We start from the raw sequence: 14,599 nt of genomic DNA, 5'->3' as shown, positions 1-14,599 counted from the left end.
AGTTTATGAAACTCTTTACATTTTTCGGAACTTGGGTTGGGTCAATAATTTTGGTAGTTGGATTTGTTTTGATTTTAACGTTATTAAAACGAATTTTACGTAAACATTGGCCAAAGTGGCTACAAGTTGTTGATTTTCTACCGCCATTACTACTCTTGTTAACGCATATTTTATCGTTGCATGGCTTTGGATTAACCGTTGCGCCATTTTTAATATTGGCATGGTGCTTAATTGGAATTGCCAGTGCGCTTATGTACGCTTATCGAGATGGCGAATTAATTTACGCAAAGTTTTTCAAGACAATTTGGAAAATAACTGATATTTATATGATTATTTGGTATTTAATTATTTTAATTTTGTTATTATTTTAATTAAACGCTCCTATATTCGAGTAATTACTTACGCAAAAATCACTTGACCCGAAAGGGTTAAGTGATTTTTTGTATTTAACGATATAAAAATATAAGATTGTGAAATTGAGTGGTGGAATGTGGGGCATTGTGGTAAAATTTAAATAGTTACTACGAAAGGGGGCGTACACTAATGTTTATGGGTGAATTTAAACATACTTTAGATACCAAGGGTAGATTGATTATTCCGGCTAAATTTCGTGAAGAATTAGGCGATAAATTTGTTATTACTCGTGGTATGGATGGATGTTTATTCGGCTACACGCAAACAGAGTGGGCGCTTCTAGAAGATAATTTAAAAACGCTTCCATTGACGAAAAAAGATTCTCGTGCTTTTGTCAGATTCTTATATTCAGCAGCTACAGAATGCGAATTTGATAAACAAGGGCGTATTAATATTCCAGCTTCTTTAAGGGAACATGCTGACTTAGAAAAAAAGTGTGTCCTAGTCGGCGTTTCGAATCGTTTTGAGGTCTGGAGTGAGGATCGTTGGAATAGTTTTACGGAAAGTGCATCAGAGAATTTTGACGAAATTGCAGAAAATATGGTTGATTTTGGATTTTAAATAAAACGTATGAAGGGAGACAAAACCATGACAACATTTGAGCATGAAACAGTATTATTAAATGAGGCAGTGGACGGGTTAGCAATTAAACCGGATGGTGTATATGTTGACTGTACCTTGGGTGGTGGCGGCCATAGTGCCTTAATCCTGTCTCAATTAAGTGCGGAAGGGCATCTATATGCCTTTGATCAAGATCAAACCGCAATTACGTATAATGAAGAACATTTAAAAGAATACATAGAAAACGGACAAGTTACATTTATTAAACGTAACTTTAAAGATTTAAAAGTTGCCCTACTAGAACTTGGCGTAACAACAGTAGATGGCGTACTTTATGATTTAGGGGTATCATCCCCACAATTTGATGTCGCGGAACGGGGATTTAGTTATCAACATGATGCGCCTTTAGATATGCGAATGGATTTAAGTGCAGAATTAACGGCTAAAGAAATTGTAAATCAATGGACATATCAAGAATTGATTAGAATATTTTTCAGATATGGTGAAGAAAAATTTGCGAAATCTATTGCTCGTCAAATTGAAAATGCTAGAGAAACGGAAGAAATCGTGACAACCAGTCAATTGGTTGAACTCATTAAAATGGGTATCCCGGCACGTGCACGACGTACAGGTGGACATCCCGCAAAGAAAGTATTTCAGGCAATCCGTATTGCGGTTAATGATGAATTAGGCGTTTTGGAAGATTCATTAGAGCAAGCGATTGAGTTAATTGATGTTACGGGACAAGTTAGTGTAATTACATTCCAGTCGTTAGAAGATAGATTAGTTAAAACAATGTTTAAAGAACGAACAAGTCTTCCAGAATTGCCACCAGGGTTGCCAGTTATACCAGATGATATCCAACCAAATTATGCGCTAGTCAATAAAAAACCAATTTTGCCGTCAGAGCAAGAATTGGAGAATAATAGACGCGCGCATTCAGCAAAATTAAGAATTATAAAACGATTGAAAAAATAACGTACAATAATAAAGGGGTTACATACTATGGCACAAAATAGCACAGCAAGACAAATGCCAGCAGTACCAACAAGAGAATACAAAGGAAGTCCAAGACAACAAACAGTACATAAAACACAAGCTGACGCGCAACGGGTTGCATTTTCTAACATGGAAAAATCATTCTTTTGTTTTATTGGTGCTGTTTCTTTAGTGTTGATGATCATGCTGGTCTCATCACAAGTTGAATTATCTAATAGCAGCCAGTTTCTACAAAATATCAATAGTGAAATAACGGCTATTCAAACTAAAAGCTCTGATTTAACGCAAGAAGTGAACGAACTTGCAAGTAATGATCGATTAAACGGTATCGCAAAAAAGAATGGTCTTGACTTGAGCGAGAGTAGAATAAGGAATGTAACGAAATGAATAATCAAAAACAACGAATGATAAATGACATGAAAAAGAAACGTAGAAACAGGCAAAGGTTTGGTGTGCTACTAATCCTGACTGTTTTAGCGATTCTTTTAATGTTTATCATTCGTTTTTCTTATATTGTCATAGGTGGGAAAGTTTCAGATGTTAATTTGAGTAGTCAAACGCAGTCACTGTACGAAAATAGTCGTATTGATAAGGCGAGTCGCGGGACAATTTATGATGACTCAAATCAGCCGATTGCAGAAGATACAACCAATTATTCAGTGTACGCTGTTTTATCAAAAACATATGTCGGCGCTAACCATAAGCCTTTGTATGTAACCGATAAACGTAAGGCAGCTAAGGTTATTGGTGATGCAATTGGCATGAAAGAAAATAAAGTTTATGATACTCTGAATGCAAAAAAAGGTACTTTCCAGGTAGAGTTTGGGAACTCTGGAAAAAACTTGTCATTAGAAACTAAAAATAAAATTAATTCTGCCGGATTAAGTGGTATTTATTTCACAAAAACGCAGGCAAGGTTGTATCCAAACGGTGTCTTTGCATCTCATTTAATTGGTGTGACAAAAACGACAGAAAAAACAGGTGACTCAAAATTATCGGGTGTAATGGGTCTTGAATTAGCATTTAACAAGCAACTGAGTGGGACAGATGGATTAAAAGAGGTTCAAAAGGATAGCTATGGTTATCAATTACCTAACTCGAAAACAAAAACGAAAACTGTAGAAAATGGTAGCAACATTTACACAACGATTGATACGAAATTACAGACGTATCTTGAAACCACTTTGACACAGGTTCAAAAAAAATATAATCCAAAATCCATGAATGTTGTCGTTATGAATGCAAAAAATGGGAAAATTTTAGCGGGTAGCCAACGTCCAACATTTAATGCGGATACTAAAAGTGGTATTTCTAAAATGTGGCGTAATACCTTAATTGAAGACAGTTATGAACCCGGATCTACTATGAAGGTCTTTACGATGGCCGCTGCCATTGAAAATGGTGCATACAACGAAAATGCAACATATAAATCAGGGGTTTTAAAAGTGGGAACTAAAATGGTACCCGATTGGAATACTTCTGGTTGGGGGTTAATTACTTATCGTGAAGGTTTCGCTCGTTCAAGTAACGTTGGTATGGCTAAGTTAGAACAAATAATGGGACCTAACGCATGGCTTGAGTATATCAAGAAATTTGGATTCCTTAAAAGTACAAATTTAGGTTTGGCAAGTGAGGCAAACGGAAGTATTGAATTCCAATACCCAATTGAACAAGCGGATACCGCTTTTGGACAAGGAATTAATGTGACAACTATGCAAATGATGCAAGGTTTTACGGCGTTTGCTAACAATGGTAAAATGATAAAACCGACGCTTGTTGATAAGATTGTAGATCCTAATACGGGTAAAACGACCTACCAGGCAAAAACAACGAGCATGGGACAAGTCATTAAAAAATCGACTTCTCAAGAAGTCCTTAGTATGATGCAAGATGTTATTTATAAAGATTATGGAACTGGGAATGCATTTAAAATTGATGGCTATAAATTAGCTGCTAAAACAGGGACAGCTCAGATTGCTAATTCAGATGGAACGGGTTATCTGACAGGGGATGCGAACTATGTCTTTTCAGTTGTTGGAATGGCCCCAGCGAAGGATCCTAAATATGTCATTTATGTCACAATGAAACAACCACAAAATATGCAAGGTACGACCGGTAACGATATTCTAGCGCAAGTCTTTAATCCTTTGATGAAGAGGACTTTAGAAGAAGATAGCTCAACGGCCCTTTCATCGTCTAAAACTAATGTAATGGTTGCGGACGTTAAAGGTAGCAAAACTTCTTCGGCTAAATCAACATTGAATGAGCAGAATTTAGATGTCGCAGTTATTGGAAATGGAAGAACTATAGCAAACCAGTACCCGGCAGCGGGAGCTACTGTATTGTCTGGTCGTAAGGTCCTGTTAGTAACTGATGGCGAAATGGTGATGCCTGATTTAACGGGATGGTCGAAGAGTGATGCCGTTAATGCCGCCGAAATAATGAAATTAAACATAACAACGACGGGTAGTGGTTACGTTTCAGAGCAAAGTATTAAAGCAAATACGGTTGTAAAGAAATCAACAACAGTTAAATTAACGTTAAAATAAAAAGGTGAATGTAGACTATGAGAGTAGACAAATTAATTCAAAGTTTAAAATTTAAAAAAGTATCTATGGCAATTGATTCAGAATTAGATATTAAATTACTGACGCAAGATACAAGAGAAGTTGTTGAAAATAGTATATTTGTTGCTGTTGAGGGTTATACGGTGGACGGCCACGATTTTGTTACTCAAGCAGTTGAAAAAGGGGCAAAAATTATTATAGCCCGCAAACCAATATCCGTATCAGTTCCTGTCGTATATGTGCAGGATACTAATCGTGCAATGGCAATTCTTGCCGATGTCTTTTATGGCGTTCCCAGTCAAAAAATGCGAATGATTGGCGTTACAGGTACTAATGGTAAAACAACTGTGACACATTTAATTGAACAAATTTATCGTGATTTGAATCAAAAAACGGGCTTAATAGGGACGATGTACCGAAAAATAAATGATACGGTTTATCCTTCAAATAATACAACGCCTGACGTTATTACATTACAACGGACTTTAGCACAAATGAAACAAGAAAAAGTTGACACCGTTGCAATGGAAGTTTCTTCACACGCATTAGTTTTAGGGCGTGTTTGGGGGATTGATTTTGATATTGCAGTCTTCACGAACTTAACGCAAGACCATTTAGATTTTCATAAAACAATGGACAATTATGCGCATGCGAAAAGTATGTTATTTGCGCAACTTGGTAATCACTACACGGAGTCTGGTGACGCAAAGGTAGCTGTCTTGAATTTTGATGACCCGGTTGCCAGAACGTTTACACAATTTACTTCCGCTCAGGTATTATCATATGGTATTGAAAATGACGAAGCCATGATTCAAGCTAAAAATATTGAAATAAAAAGTCATGGAACTGAATTTGATTTAATTATTTTTGGGAAAACAACGCATATAACAATGCAACTCATTGGATTATTCAATGTATACAATATGTTGGCGGCATTTAGTGCTGCGTATGCTGCTGGACTAGATGAAAAACAGATAATAAAATCACTTGAAAAAGTGACCGGAGTTAAAGGACGCTTCCAATTAGTGCCTTCTAAGACTGGTGTCAGCGTCATTGTTGACTATGCACATACGCCAGATGGATTGCTTAACGTTTTAGAAACGATTCAAGACTTTGCTCAGAAAAATGTGTATTGCATTGTGGGTTGTGGAGGAGATCGTGATAAAAGTAAACGACCTAAAATGGCTAAAATAGCTTCAGATTATAGTGATTATCCAGTATTTACGATGGATAATCCTAGAACTGAAGATCCTAATCAAATTATGGCAGATATGTTAACTGGTATTCCAGAAAACAGAGCAACAGTTATAATGGATAGACATGATGCGATTGCTGAAACAATCGGTAAGGCACAGCCTGGTGATATTGTTTTGATTGCAGGTAAAGGGCACGAAGATTATCAAATCCTTGGTCGAGAAAAAGTTCATTTTGATGATGTAGAAGAAGCAACAGTAGCGTTAAATAAAAAATAAGAATTAAGCGAGGATGAGACAATGACTAAGCCGGAAATGATTATACCGTTGGTGAGCGGATTTGCACTAACATTTATGTTTATGCCACTATTTATTGGTTATTTTAGAATGCGAAAACAAGGTCAAATGATTAGAGAAGAAGGACCAAAATGGCATGAAAAAAAATCAGGCACACCAACAATGGGCGGATTTGTCTTTAACATTGCAATTATTATCACAGCAATTTGGACGTCAATCTGGGCGAAAACTATGACGCCAGCAATGTTGATTCTAATTTTTATCCTGTTCTTATATGCTGTACTAGGTTTTTGGGATGATAGTATCAAATTATTTAAACGACAAAATGAAGGCCTGAAGGCTTGGCAAAAATTGTTAGGACAGATAGTAGGGGGATTAATCCTTACCGGAGTCTATATGCATGAACAATTACCACTTTCCATTAATATTTTAGGGTTCGGTGAAGTCTCAATAGGCATCCTTTATGCGGTCTTTATTATTATTTGGCTCGTTGGGTTCTCTAACGCAGTTAATTTAACTGATGGAATTGATGGTTTAGTTGCTGGACAAGCTATTATTGCTTTTGTCGCATATGCCGTCGTTGCACACGTACAACACCAAGACGACGTACTTATTTTCTGTTTATCAGTCATAGGTGCTCTTATCGCGTTTATCTGGTTTAATCATAAACCCGCTAAAGTTTTTATGGGGGATATGGGTTCTTTAGCCTTGGGCGGTGCATTAGCAACCGTCTCAATCTTATTGCACCAAGAGTTATCACTTATTTTTATTGGTATCATATTCGTTTGCGAAACGGCAAGTGTTATTTTGCAAGTCGCTTCGTTTAAATTGACGGGTAAACGTATCTTTAAAATGAGCCCAATTCATCATCATTTTGAAATGAGCGGTTGGAATGAATGGAAAATTGATATTGTCTTTTGGACAATTGGATTAATTTTTGCAATATTGACATTGTTAGTTATTTTATAAAGGGAGATCTTATTGGAATGAAGAATATTACGAATTATCAAAATAAAAAGGTTCTAGTAGTTGGCTTAGCGAAGAGTGGCATGAACGCGGCTAAGCTTTTAAAAGAGTTAGGCGCATCTGTAACAGTAAATGACCGAAAAAACATTGATGATAATCCAGACGCCAAAGAATTGTTGGACGAAGGTATTCAAGTGATTACGGGCGGGCATCCACTCTCTTTACTAGATGAAGGTTTTGAGTTAATCGTAAAAAATCCTGGAATTCCATATACGAATCCAATTATCGCAAAGGCAATGGAAAAAGGTCTACCAATTATTACAGAACCAGAATTGGCTTATGAAATATCTGAGGCACCAATGATTGGTGTTACAGGAACTAACGGTAAAACAACGACGACCACTTTAATTTCATTAATGTTAAATCAAGAAAGAAAACAAGGCCAGGCATTTGTGGCTGGTAATATTGGTGTTTCATCTGTTGCTGTTGCTAAAAAAGCAACCCAAAATGATGTCATTGTAACTGAATTATCAAGTTTCCAACTATGTGGTATTGATAAGTTAAAACCCGAAATTGCTGTAATTACTAATATTTATGAAGCGCATACGGATTACCATCAAACACGAGAAAACTACGTAAAAGCAAAAATGCGGATAACAGAAAATCAGGATTCAAATGATTTTTTTGTTATTAATTGGGATTTAGAAGAGCTTCGTGAGTTAGCCAAAACTAGTCATGCAAAGGTAATTCCTTTTTCTAGATTGGCTAAAATACAAACGGGTGCTTACGTCAAGGATGGTAATATTTGTTATCAAGATGAAGTTATAATGAAGACAGATGACGTTAATATTCCTGGCGAACATAATATTGAAAATATACTTGCAGCTATTGTAGTTGTTAAAATTAAGGGCGTAAAAAACTCAGCTATCAAAGATGTATTAACGACGTTTACCGGGGTACGACATCGTACACAATTCGTCAGTACATGGCATCATCGTAAATTCTATAATGATTCAAAAGCAACTAATATTGAAGCAACTGAGATGGCCGTTAAAGGCTTTTCACAGCCAATTATTTTATTGGCGGGCGGATTAGATCGCGGGTTTACGTTTGAAAAATTAGTGCCTGTACTTAAACAACATGTTAAAGCAATGATTGTTTTTGGAGAAACGGCCGACTTAATGAAAGACGCTGGAGAAGCAGCGGGGATTACAGAAATTAAGCGGGTTACAGATGTTGTCGCTGCAGTTCCGGAAGCCTATAAGTTAAGCACGGATAATGATATTATTTTATTATCTCCGGCAGCGGCAAGTTGGGATCAGTACCCTTCATTTGAAGTCCGTGGGGATCAATATATTGATGCAGTGGAAAAACTAATGCAAGTAGAGGATAACTAAATATGAAAATTATGGTTTCTGGTGGTGGGACTGGTGGGCATATTTATCCCGCCTTAGCCCTTATTGAAGCATTAAAAATAAAAGACCCAACAACGGAATTTTTATACGTTGGAACTGAAAAAGGACTTGAGAGTCGGATTGTACCTGATAATCACATCCCGTTTAAAACAATTAAAATTCAGGGATTTAAACGATCGTTGTCGATGGAAAATGTTAAAACAATTCAATTATTTTTAAAAAGTGTTAAAGATGCTAAAAAAATGATTAAAGCGTTTAAACCGGATATTGTTATTGGGACCGGGGGGTATGTGTCTGGTGCAGTCGTATACGCCGCTGCGCGGTTACATATACCGACAATTGTTCATGAACAAAATAGCGTTGCGGGTATTACAAATAAATTTTTGAGTCATTTTGTTGATAAAGTGGCGATATCATTTGAATCCGTTGCGGACCAATTTCCAAAGAAAAAAGTTGTCTTTACGGGGAACCCAAGGGCACAACAAGTTGTAAATGAAACAAAAATAGACGCGTTATCGGAATATAATTTGTCAGATGACATCCCAACAATGCTCGTTTTTGGTGGCTCAAGGGGCGCTGAAAAAATTAATCAGGCAATGGTTACTGCAATTCCAGAATTGAATAAAAAACCATATCAAATATTATTTGTTACTGGTAATGTTCATTACGATAAAATTATGGCTAATCTAGATGGTGTTCAATTGAATGGAAATATTATTGTTAAACCATATCTGAACAATATGCCTAATTTATTAAGTAATATTTCTGTTATTCTGGGTCGTGCCGGTGCAACAAGTATCGCAGAAATTACGGCGCTTGGATTACCCTCTATCTTAGTGCCTAGCCCATATGTCACAAATAATCATCAAACGAAGAATGCAATGAGTTTAGTGAATAACAATGCGGCAAAATTAATTACTGAGGACGCATTAACTGGTGAAAAACTGGTTGAAGTTGTTGATGAAATAATGCTTAACGATGACGTTAGAAAGCAGATGGCAGAGAACTCACGTAAGATGGGTGTGCCTGATGCTGCCGATAGATTAATTGTCGTTATGGAAGATTTAATTAAAGAAAAAAAATAAGCTAGGGAGGCCAAATAAGATGTCAAAAAATAAGTTCTTTAAAAAGAAAAAAAACGAATTGACACCTTGGGAGGCCTTGCAAGGTAAAAAAGAAAAGAAAAGTAAACGATTTGATTTTTTTGGTAATCCCAAAATGATTAGTGATCGATTACCAAAATTAAAGAAGTATCAACATCATGTTCTTCGACAAAAATTGATTATTATTGTTGGCTCATTCTTGGTGATTGGGCTGGTTGCGTTATATTTTGTCTCACCGTTGAGTAAAGTTCAAACTATCAATGTTTCAGGTGAAAAGACAGTATCAAAGCAACAGGTTGAAAATGCAAGTAACTTGCATACCAATGATCCTTTATCGAGTGCACTTTTTAACAAAAAAAAGACTTTACGTGAGATAAAAAAAGAACTACCTCAAGTTAAATCTTTAACCATTAGTCATGATAAATGGAACGACGTTAAATTATCTATTGTTGAATACGATCTTGCCGGATATGTTTATAAAAACAAAGCATATTATCAATTATTCTTGAACGGTGCGGTGGGTGCAAGTACATTTAAACAACCAGTTGGTAATTATCCAACCTATTCAAAATTTGACCAACCTACTATATTACAGAGTATGGTTGCACAATATCGAAAAATTCCATTAAAAATTAGGAATGGTATCTCAGAAATTGATTATCAACCTTCAAAGGTAAATAATCAGAGGATTTATATTTATATGAATGATAGAAATAAAGTAATCGCAAATATTGATAACTTTGCAGACAAAATGGCCTTTTATCCAAGTATTTCATCAAAAATGAAGGAAAAAGGTGTCGTTGATTTAGAGGTTGGAGCATATTCTTATCCATATAATAAGAAAAGTTAACAAAATTGATATACGCTATGGGATATCCTTTCTAAATAGGGTCTCACTGTGGTAAAATGTGTGTATTATATCTTATAAAAAATAATATTAAAAGCATGCTGTAAGGAGGTTCTTTTTCAGATGGGTAATGCAGGTATATATGTTGGGTTGGATATTGGAACGACGTCAATTAAAGTTATCGTTTCTGAATACGTTAATGGCCAATTGAACGTTATTGGTATTGGTAATGAGCGTTCAGTGGGCTTAAACAGGGGAATTGTAGTTGATATTGACAAGGCAGTCGTTTCGGTGCAAAAAGCGATTAAACAGGCTGAAGAAAAAGCAAATATTCAGATAAATGAAGTACATGTGGGTATTCCCGCTAATTTACTACAGATTATCCCTTGTAATGGCATGATTGCCGTTTCGGATGAATCAAAAGAAATTACAAATGAAGATGTTGTTAACGTTGCAAGTGCGGCGTTAGTTCAAAACTTACCGCCAGAACGAGATATCATAGATATCATCGCTGATGAGTTTGTCGTCGATGGATTTGATGGTATTAAAGATCCAAGAGGTATGATTGGTGTGCGGTTAGAAATGCATGGTTCAGTTTATACGGGGCCTAAGACAATCATTCACAATTTAAAAAAATGTGTTGAAAACGCTGGACTAACTATCAGGGAAACCATTGTGAACCCATTGGCACTTGCGTCAGTTGCAATGTCTGATGGTGAAAGAGATTTTGGAACTGTACTTATTGATCTTGGGGGTGGACAAACAACTGCTTCCGTAATACATGATCACAAATTGAAATTTACATATGTGGACCAAGAAGGTGGCGATTTTGTCACTAAGGATATTTCTGTGGTCCTTAATACATCTGTTGAAAATGCCGAAAAATTAAAACGTAATTATGGATTTGCAAATTCTGACTTAGCTTCGGAGGATGATATTTTCCCCGTTGATGTTGTTGGGCAGAGTGAGCCACTTAATATTTCTGAAAAATACTTATCTGAGATTATTGAAGCAAGGATTTCTCAAATTTTAGATAAGATCAAGAATGCATTGGATGCTACAAAAGCACTAGACTTACCGGGTGGCGTTATACTAACCGGAGGACTTGCCGCATTACCTGGTATTTCAGAACTTGCATCTGAAATTTTGCAAGTTCAAGTTAAAACTTATGTTCCCGATCAGATGGGATTACGTTACCCATCTTTTGCTCAAGCTTTAGGCTTAATTAATTATGCGGTGAGACAAGATGAAGTCACATTACTAGTGAAAAGTGCAATGGGACTAGATGGTGATCAATTAAGTTATAGTGTTGTTGAAATGGATAACGATAAACCTAAGAAGCAGGCCGTAAAAGGTCAGGCTAAAAAAACTAAAAAACCAAAAACATCTAAAGATCCATTAAAATCAGTAAAAAACTTTTTTAATGAATTTTTCGACTAAACAGGAGGAAGTAAGTAATGGAATTTTCTTTGGACTCAAGTGAAGATAAAGGCGCAGTAATTAAAGTAATTGGTGTCGGTGGCGCTGGTGGTAATGCTGTTAACCGCATGATTGACGAAAATGTTTCTGGTGTTGAATTTATTGCATTGAATACGGATGTTCAAGCACTGGAAAGCTCAAAAGCAGAAATTAAAATTCAATTAGGACCTAAATTAACTCGTGGTTTAGGTGCTGGTGCAACACCAGATATTGGAAGCAAAGCTGCGCAAGAAAGCGAAGAAGCAATTATTGAAGCTATTGATGGCGCAGATATGATTTTTGTTACTGCAGGAATGGGTGGTGGTACTGGTACTGGTGCTGCTCCTGTTGTCGCTAAGATAGCTAAAGATCAAGGTATCTTAACAGTCGGAATAGTAACTCGTCCATTTACCTTTGAAGGACCAAAACGTAGTCGCTTTGCTGCTGAAGGAATTGCTAATCTTAGAGACCAAGTCGATACATTAGTCGTTATTGCTAATAATCGTTTACTTGAAATTATTGATAAGAAAACACCAATGCTTGAAGCATTCCAAGAAACGGATAATGTTTTACGTCAAGGTGTTCAAGGTATTTCTGAATTAATTACCTCACCCGGTCTAATTAACCTAGATTTTGCTGATGTTAAAACAGTGATGGCAGATCAAGGTACTGCTTTAATGGGTATCGGTTCAGCTACAGGTGAGAATAGAACTGCTGAAGCAACAAAGAAAGCTATTTCTTCACCATTACTAGAAGTTTCAATTGACGGTGCAAAACAAGTTCTGTTAAATATTACTGGTGGCGCTGATATGAGTCTTTTTGAAGCGCAAGAAGCTTCTGAAATCATTTCACAAGCTGCATCTGATGAAATTAACATTATTTTTGGAACGTCAATTAATGAAGACTTAGGTGATGAAATTGTCGTAACTGTTATTGCAACTGGTATTGACGATGTTAAAGAAGAAAAAAAAGCAACAGCTCGTACAAGAACGTTGCCAAGAACTGAAGCACCTAAAGTAACACCAACTGAAAAACAAGAAGACCGTTTTGACGATTGGGATATCATGCACCCAACAAGTCAACCTGAAGAAAAAAAATCAACGGAATTTGATAATGTGGAAAAACCAAGTTTTGACGTATTTAAAAATGACGTTAATAAAGATGAAGAATCAACAAATAACGATGATGGATTAAGCACACCACCGTTCTTTAGAAGAAGACGTAAAGATTAACTAAATTGAATCAGTGGGGAGATTACTATTATGGCTTTTGAAAAAATTGGTCGTTTTTTTGGCTTAGCCGAGGATGACGATTTTGAAAATGATGGCTATCAAGCCGAAGGGGCTATGCAAAACGCGTCGTTGAATCAAAGTAATAAAGTTGTTTCAATTAACGGAAAGTATAGTCAGCCACAAAAAATTAATTTATTCGAACCTAGAATTTATTCTGACGTTAAAGATATTGCGACACATCTATTACAAAATCAGGCGATTGTCGTGAATTTTCAAAAGATGGATGAAGTTCAATCTAAAAGAATCGTTGATTTTTTGTCAGGAACGGTCTTTGCTATTAACGGAACCATTCAAAGAATTGGAGATAATATTTTCCTCTGTACACCAAATTCATTTACGGTTGAAGGTAATATGGCGGATAATATTTTTGAAAAATTCGAATAACAGAAAAATCGAGGTGTATACATGATTGAATTTATTCAATTACTAGCCAGAGTTATTAGCTGGGCTTTTGATGCTTATCAGCTGGCAATCATTATTTACGTATTAATGTCATGGTTCCCGGGTGCGTATAATACACCGGTCGGTCATTTTTTAAGTAGGATTTGTCAGCCGTATCTTGCATTTTTTGATCGTTTTATTCCGGCAATTGGAGGCATTAGTTTTTCACCGATTGTTGCAATAATCGCGTTAAGTTTCATTCAAAACGGAATCATGGGTATTTTAACGACCTTAATTCGTCTTTCTATTGGAGGATAATAATATGAATGATGCAATATATCAACATTTCAGACCTGATGAAAAAGAAATTATTGATACGCTATCAGATTATATTGAACAAGCTAAGTCGGAATACAGAGCCGTTTTAACTCATTTTTTGAATCCTAGGGAAGCTCACATTGCAACTTACCTGTTGGGTCAAAGTGATGAGATTAGCATGAAATTATTTGGTGGTACAAAAGATGCTGAGCGAAGAAGATTACTTTTTTATCCGGCTTATTTTGAAGTTCAGGATAGCGATTTCGATTTACAGCTAATTGAAATTAAATACCCCGTTAAATTTGCCACGTTAAAGCATGGGCAAATTTTAGGAACGCTAGCTAACGCAGGATTAGATAGAGAAGTTCTGGGAGATATTGTGACAGACGGCCAGCAATGGCAAGTTGTTGTTGAAAAAAAGATGGCTGATTACTTAATTAATCAAATTGATCGTATTGGTAAAATTAAGGTTTCTCTTGAAGAAGTTTCTTTTTCTCAGATAGTTTCTGTAACGGATGAATGGCAGTCCCAATCTGAGTTAGTTGCTTCATTACGAATTGATTCAGTTATTTCGGCCGTATATAATATGTCTCGTCAAAATGCTAAAAATCTAGTTAATTCTGAAAAAGTTAGTTTAAATTGGCAAGTAATTAGTAAACCTGATTACGAGTTGGCAGAGTTTGACGTGCTTTCTATTCGAGGCTTTGGTCGGATTAAATTAGATTTAGTGGCAGGTATGACAAGAAAAGATAAATATAAATTAGAGTTGTCTGTTTTAAAAAAATAAA

At 36.0% G+C, this 14,599-nt stretch carries 15 protein-coding genes; all 15 read left to right on the top strand.

What is annotated here, in order from left to right:
• Nucleotides 1-5: 5 nt before the first annotated feature.
• The 15 genes from N0K73_RS03010 (at nt 6) to N0K73_RS02940 (ending at nt 14,598) form a co-directional block, all read left to right on the top strand.
• Nucleotides 6-371, top strand: coding sequence for a DUF3397 family protein (locus N0K73_RS03010; protein WP_057973865.1), 366 nt, complete (start codon nt 6-8; stop codon nt 369-371).
• A gap of 172 nt (nt 372-543) precedes the next feature.
• Nucleotides 544-975 (top strand): division/cell wall cluster transcriptional repressor MraZ, encoded by a 432-nt coding sequence (gene mraZ / locus N0K73_RS03005; protein ID WP_112250121.1) that lies wholly within the window; start codon nt 544-546, stop codon nt 973-975.
• A gap of 27 nt (nt 976-1,002) precedes the next feature.
• Nucleotides 1,003-1,953: a 16S rRNA (cytosine(1402)-N(4))-methyltransferase RsmH gene (rsmH, locus tag N0K73_RS03000; protein ID WP_057973867.1), complete on the top strand. Its 951-nt coding sequence runs from the start codon at nt 1,003-1,005 to the stop codon at nt 1,951-1,953.
• 27 nt (nt 1,954-1,980) lie between these two features.
• Nucleotides 1,981-2,361 carry a cell division protein FtsL gene (ftsL, locus tag N0K73_RS02995; RefSeq protein ID WP_057973868.1) on the top strand — a complete coding sequence of 127 codons (381 nt, stop codon included), beginning with the start codon at nt 1,981-1,983 and terminating at the stop codon, nt 2,359-2,361.
• Entirely contained in the window at nt 2,358-4,523 is a 2,166-nt protein-coding gene (locus N0K73_RS02990) for a penicillin-binding transpeptidase domain-containing protein (RefSeq protein WP_112250119.1), read from the top strand. The genes ftsL and N0K73_RS02990 overlap by 4 nt, the downstream gene beginning before the upstream one ends.
• A 17-nt stretch (nt 4,524-4,540) precedes the next feature.
• Nucleotides 4,541-6,013, top strand: a complete 1,473-nt coding sequence (locus tag N0K73_RS02985; RefSeq protein WP_112250117.1) for a UDP-N-acetylmuramoyl-L-alanyl-D-glutamate--2,6-diaminopimelate ligase — start codon at nt 4,541-4,543, stop codon at nt 6,011-6,013.
• A 21-nt stretch (nt 6,014-6,034) separates the two neighbouring features.
• On the top strand, nt 6,035-7,000 hold the full coding sequence (gene mraY, locus N0K73_RS02980; protein ID WP_284068606.1) for a phospho-N-acetylmuramoyl-pentapeptide-transferase: 966 nt from the start codon (nt 6,035-6,037) through the stop codon (nt 6,998-7,000).
• 17 nt (nt 7,001-7,017) lie between these two features.
• Entirely contained in the window at nt 7,018-8,394 is a 1,377-nt protein-coding gene (murD, locus tag N0K73_RS02975; RefSeq protein WP_112250113.1) for a UDP-N-acetylmuramoyl-L-alanine--D-glutamate ligase, read from the top strand.
• 2 nt (nt 8,395-8,396) lie between these two features.
• Nucleotides 8,397-9,497 (top strand): undecaprenyldiphospho-muramoylpentapeptide beta-N-acetylglucosaminyltransferase, encoded by a 1,101-nt coding sequence (gene murG, locus N0K73_RS02970; RefSeq protein WP_112250111.1) that lies wholly within the window; start codon nt 8,397-8,399, stop codon nt 9,495-9,497.
• Between the two features lie 19 nt (nt 9,498-9,516).
• The gene (locus N0K73_RS02965; RefSeq protein WP_112250109.1) at nt 9,517-10,365 is read left to right on the top strand and encodes a cell division protein FtsQ/DivIB; all 849 of its coding nucleotides are present in this window, start codon (nt 9,517-9,519) and stop codon (nt 10,363-10,365) included.
• Between the two features lie 120 nt (nt 10,366-10,485).
• Nucleotides 10,486-11,802, top strand: coding sequence for a cell division protein FtsA (gene ftsA, locus N0K73_RS02960; protein ID WP_057973875.1), 1,317 nt, complete (start codon nt 10,486-10,488; stop codon nt 11,800-11,802).
• 17 nt (nt 11,803-11,819) lie between these two features.
• Nucleotides 11,820-13,052, top strand: coding sequence for a cell division protein FtsZ (gene ftsZ / locus N0K73_RS02955; RefSeq protein WP_112250107.1), 1,233 nt, complete (start codon nt 11,820-11,822; stop codon nt 13,050-13,052).
• 30 nt (nt 13,053-13,082) lie between these two features.
• Nucleotides 13,083-13,496: a cell division protein SepF gene (locus N0K73_RS02950; RefSeq protein ID WP_057973877.1), complete on the top strand. Its 414-nt coding sequence runs from the start codon at nt 13,083-13,085 to the stop codon at nt 13,494-13,496.
• 21 nt (nt 13,497-13,517) lie between these two features.
• Complete coding sequence (locus N0K73_RS02945) at nt 13,518-13,811, top strand: YggT family protein (RefSeq protein WP_057973878.1); 294 nt, start codon at nt 13,518-13,520, stop codon at nt 13,809-13,811.
• A 4-nt stretch (nt 13,812-13,815) separates the two neighbouring features.
• Nucleotides 13,816-14,598 (top strand): YlmH family RNA-binding protein, encoded by a 783-nt coding sequence (locus N0K73_RS02940; protein WP_057973879.1) that lies wholly within the window; start codon nt 13,816-13,818, stop codon nt 14,596-14,598.
• Nucleotide 14,599 lies beyond the last annotated feature (1 nt).

Source organism: Dellaglioa algida, assembly GCF_030127605.1.
Taxonomy (GTDB): domain Bacteria; phylum Bacillota; class Bacilli; order Lactobacillales; family Lactobacillaceae; genus Dellaglioa; species Dellaglioa algida.
Note: the sequence above shows the minus strand (reverse complement) of the source record. Positions and strands in the feature narration are given on the sequence as shown.

Coding starts and splice junctions, on each gene's coding strand:
- rsmH (WP_057973867.1), top strand. CDS start 1,003: ATGACAACATTTGAGCATGAAACAGTATTATTAAATGAGGCAGTGGAC.
- N0K73_RS03010 (WP_057973865.1), top strand. CDS start 6: ATGAAACTCTTTACATTTTTCGGAACTTGGGTTGGGTCAATAATTTTG.
- murD (WP_112250113.1), top strand. CDS start 7,018: ATGAAGAATATTACGAATTATCAAAATAAAAAGGTTCTAGTAGTTGGC.
- ftsA (WP_057973875.1), top strand. CDS start 10,486: ATGGGTAATGCAGGTATATATGTTGGGTTGGATATTGGAACGACGTCA.
- N0K73_RS02965 (WP_112250109.1), top strand. CDS start 9,517: ATGTCAAAAAATAAGTTCTTTAAAAAGAAAAAAAACGAATTGACACCT.
- ftsZ (WP_112250107.1), top strand. CDS start 11,820: ATGGAATTTTCTTTGGACTCAAGTGAAGATAAAGGCGCAGTAATTAAA.
- mraZ (WP_112250121.1), top strand. CDS start 544: ATGTTTATGGGTGAATTTAAACATACTTTAGATACCAAGGGTAGATTG.
- N0K73_RS02945 (WP_057973878.1), top strand. CDS start 13,518: ATGATTGAATTTATTCAATTACTAGCCAGAGTTATTAGCTGGGCTTTT.
- murG (WP_112250111.1), top strand. CDS start 8,397: ATGAAAATTATGGTTTCTGGTGGTGGGACTGGTGGGCATATTTATCCC.
- N0K73_RS02950 (WP_057973877.1), top strand. CDS start 13,083: ATGGCTTTTGAAAAAATTGGTCGTTTTTTTGGCTTAGCCGAGGATGAC.
- N0K73_RS02990 (WP_112250119.1), top strand. CDS start 2,358: ATGAATAATCAAAAACAACGAATGATAAATGACATGAAAAAGAAACGT.
- ftsL (WP_057973868.1), top strand. CDS start 1,981: ATGGCACAAAATAGCACAGCAAGACAAATGCCAGCAGTACCAACAAGA.
- mraY (WP_284068606.1), top strand. CDS start 6,035: ATGACTAAGCCGGAAATGATTATACCGTTGGTGAGCGGATTTGCACTA.
- N0K73_RS02940 (WP_057973879.1), top strand. CDS start 13,816: ATGAATGATGCAATATATCAACATTTCAGACCTGATGAAAAAGAAATT.
- N0K73_RS02985 (WP_112250117.1), top strand. CDS start 4,541: ATGAGAGTAGACAAATTAATTCAAAGTTTAAAATTTAAAAAAGTATCT.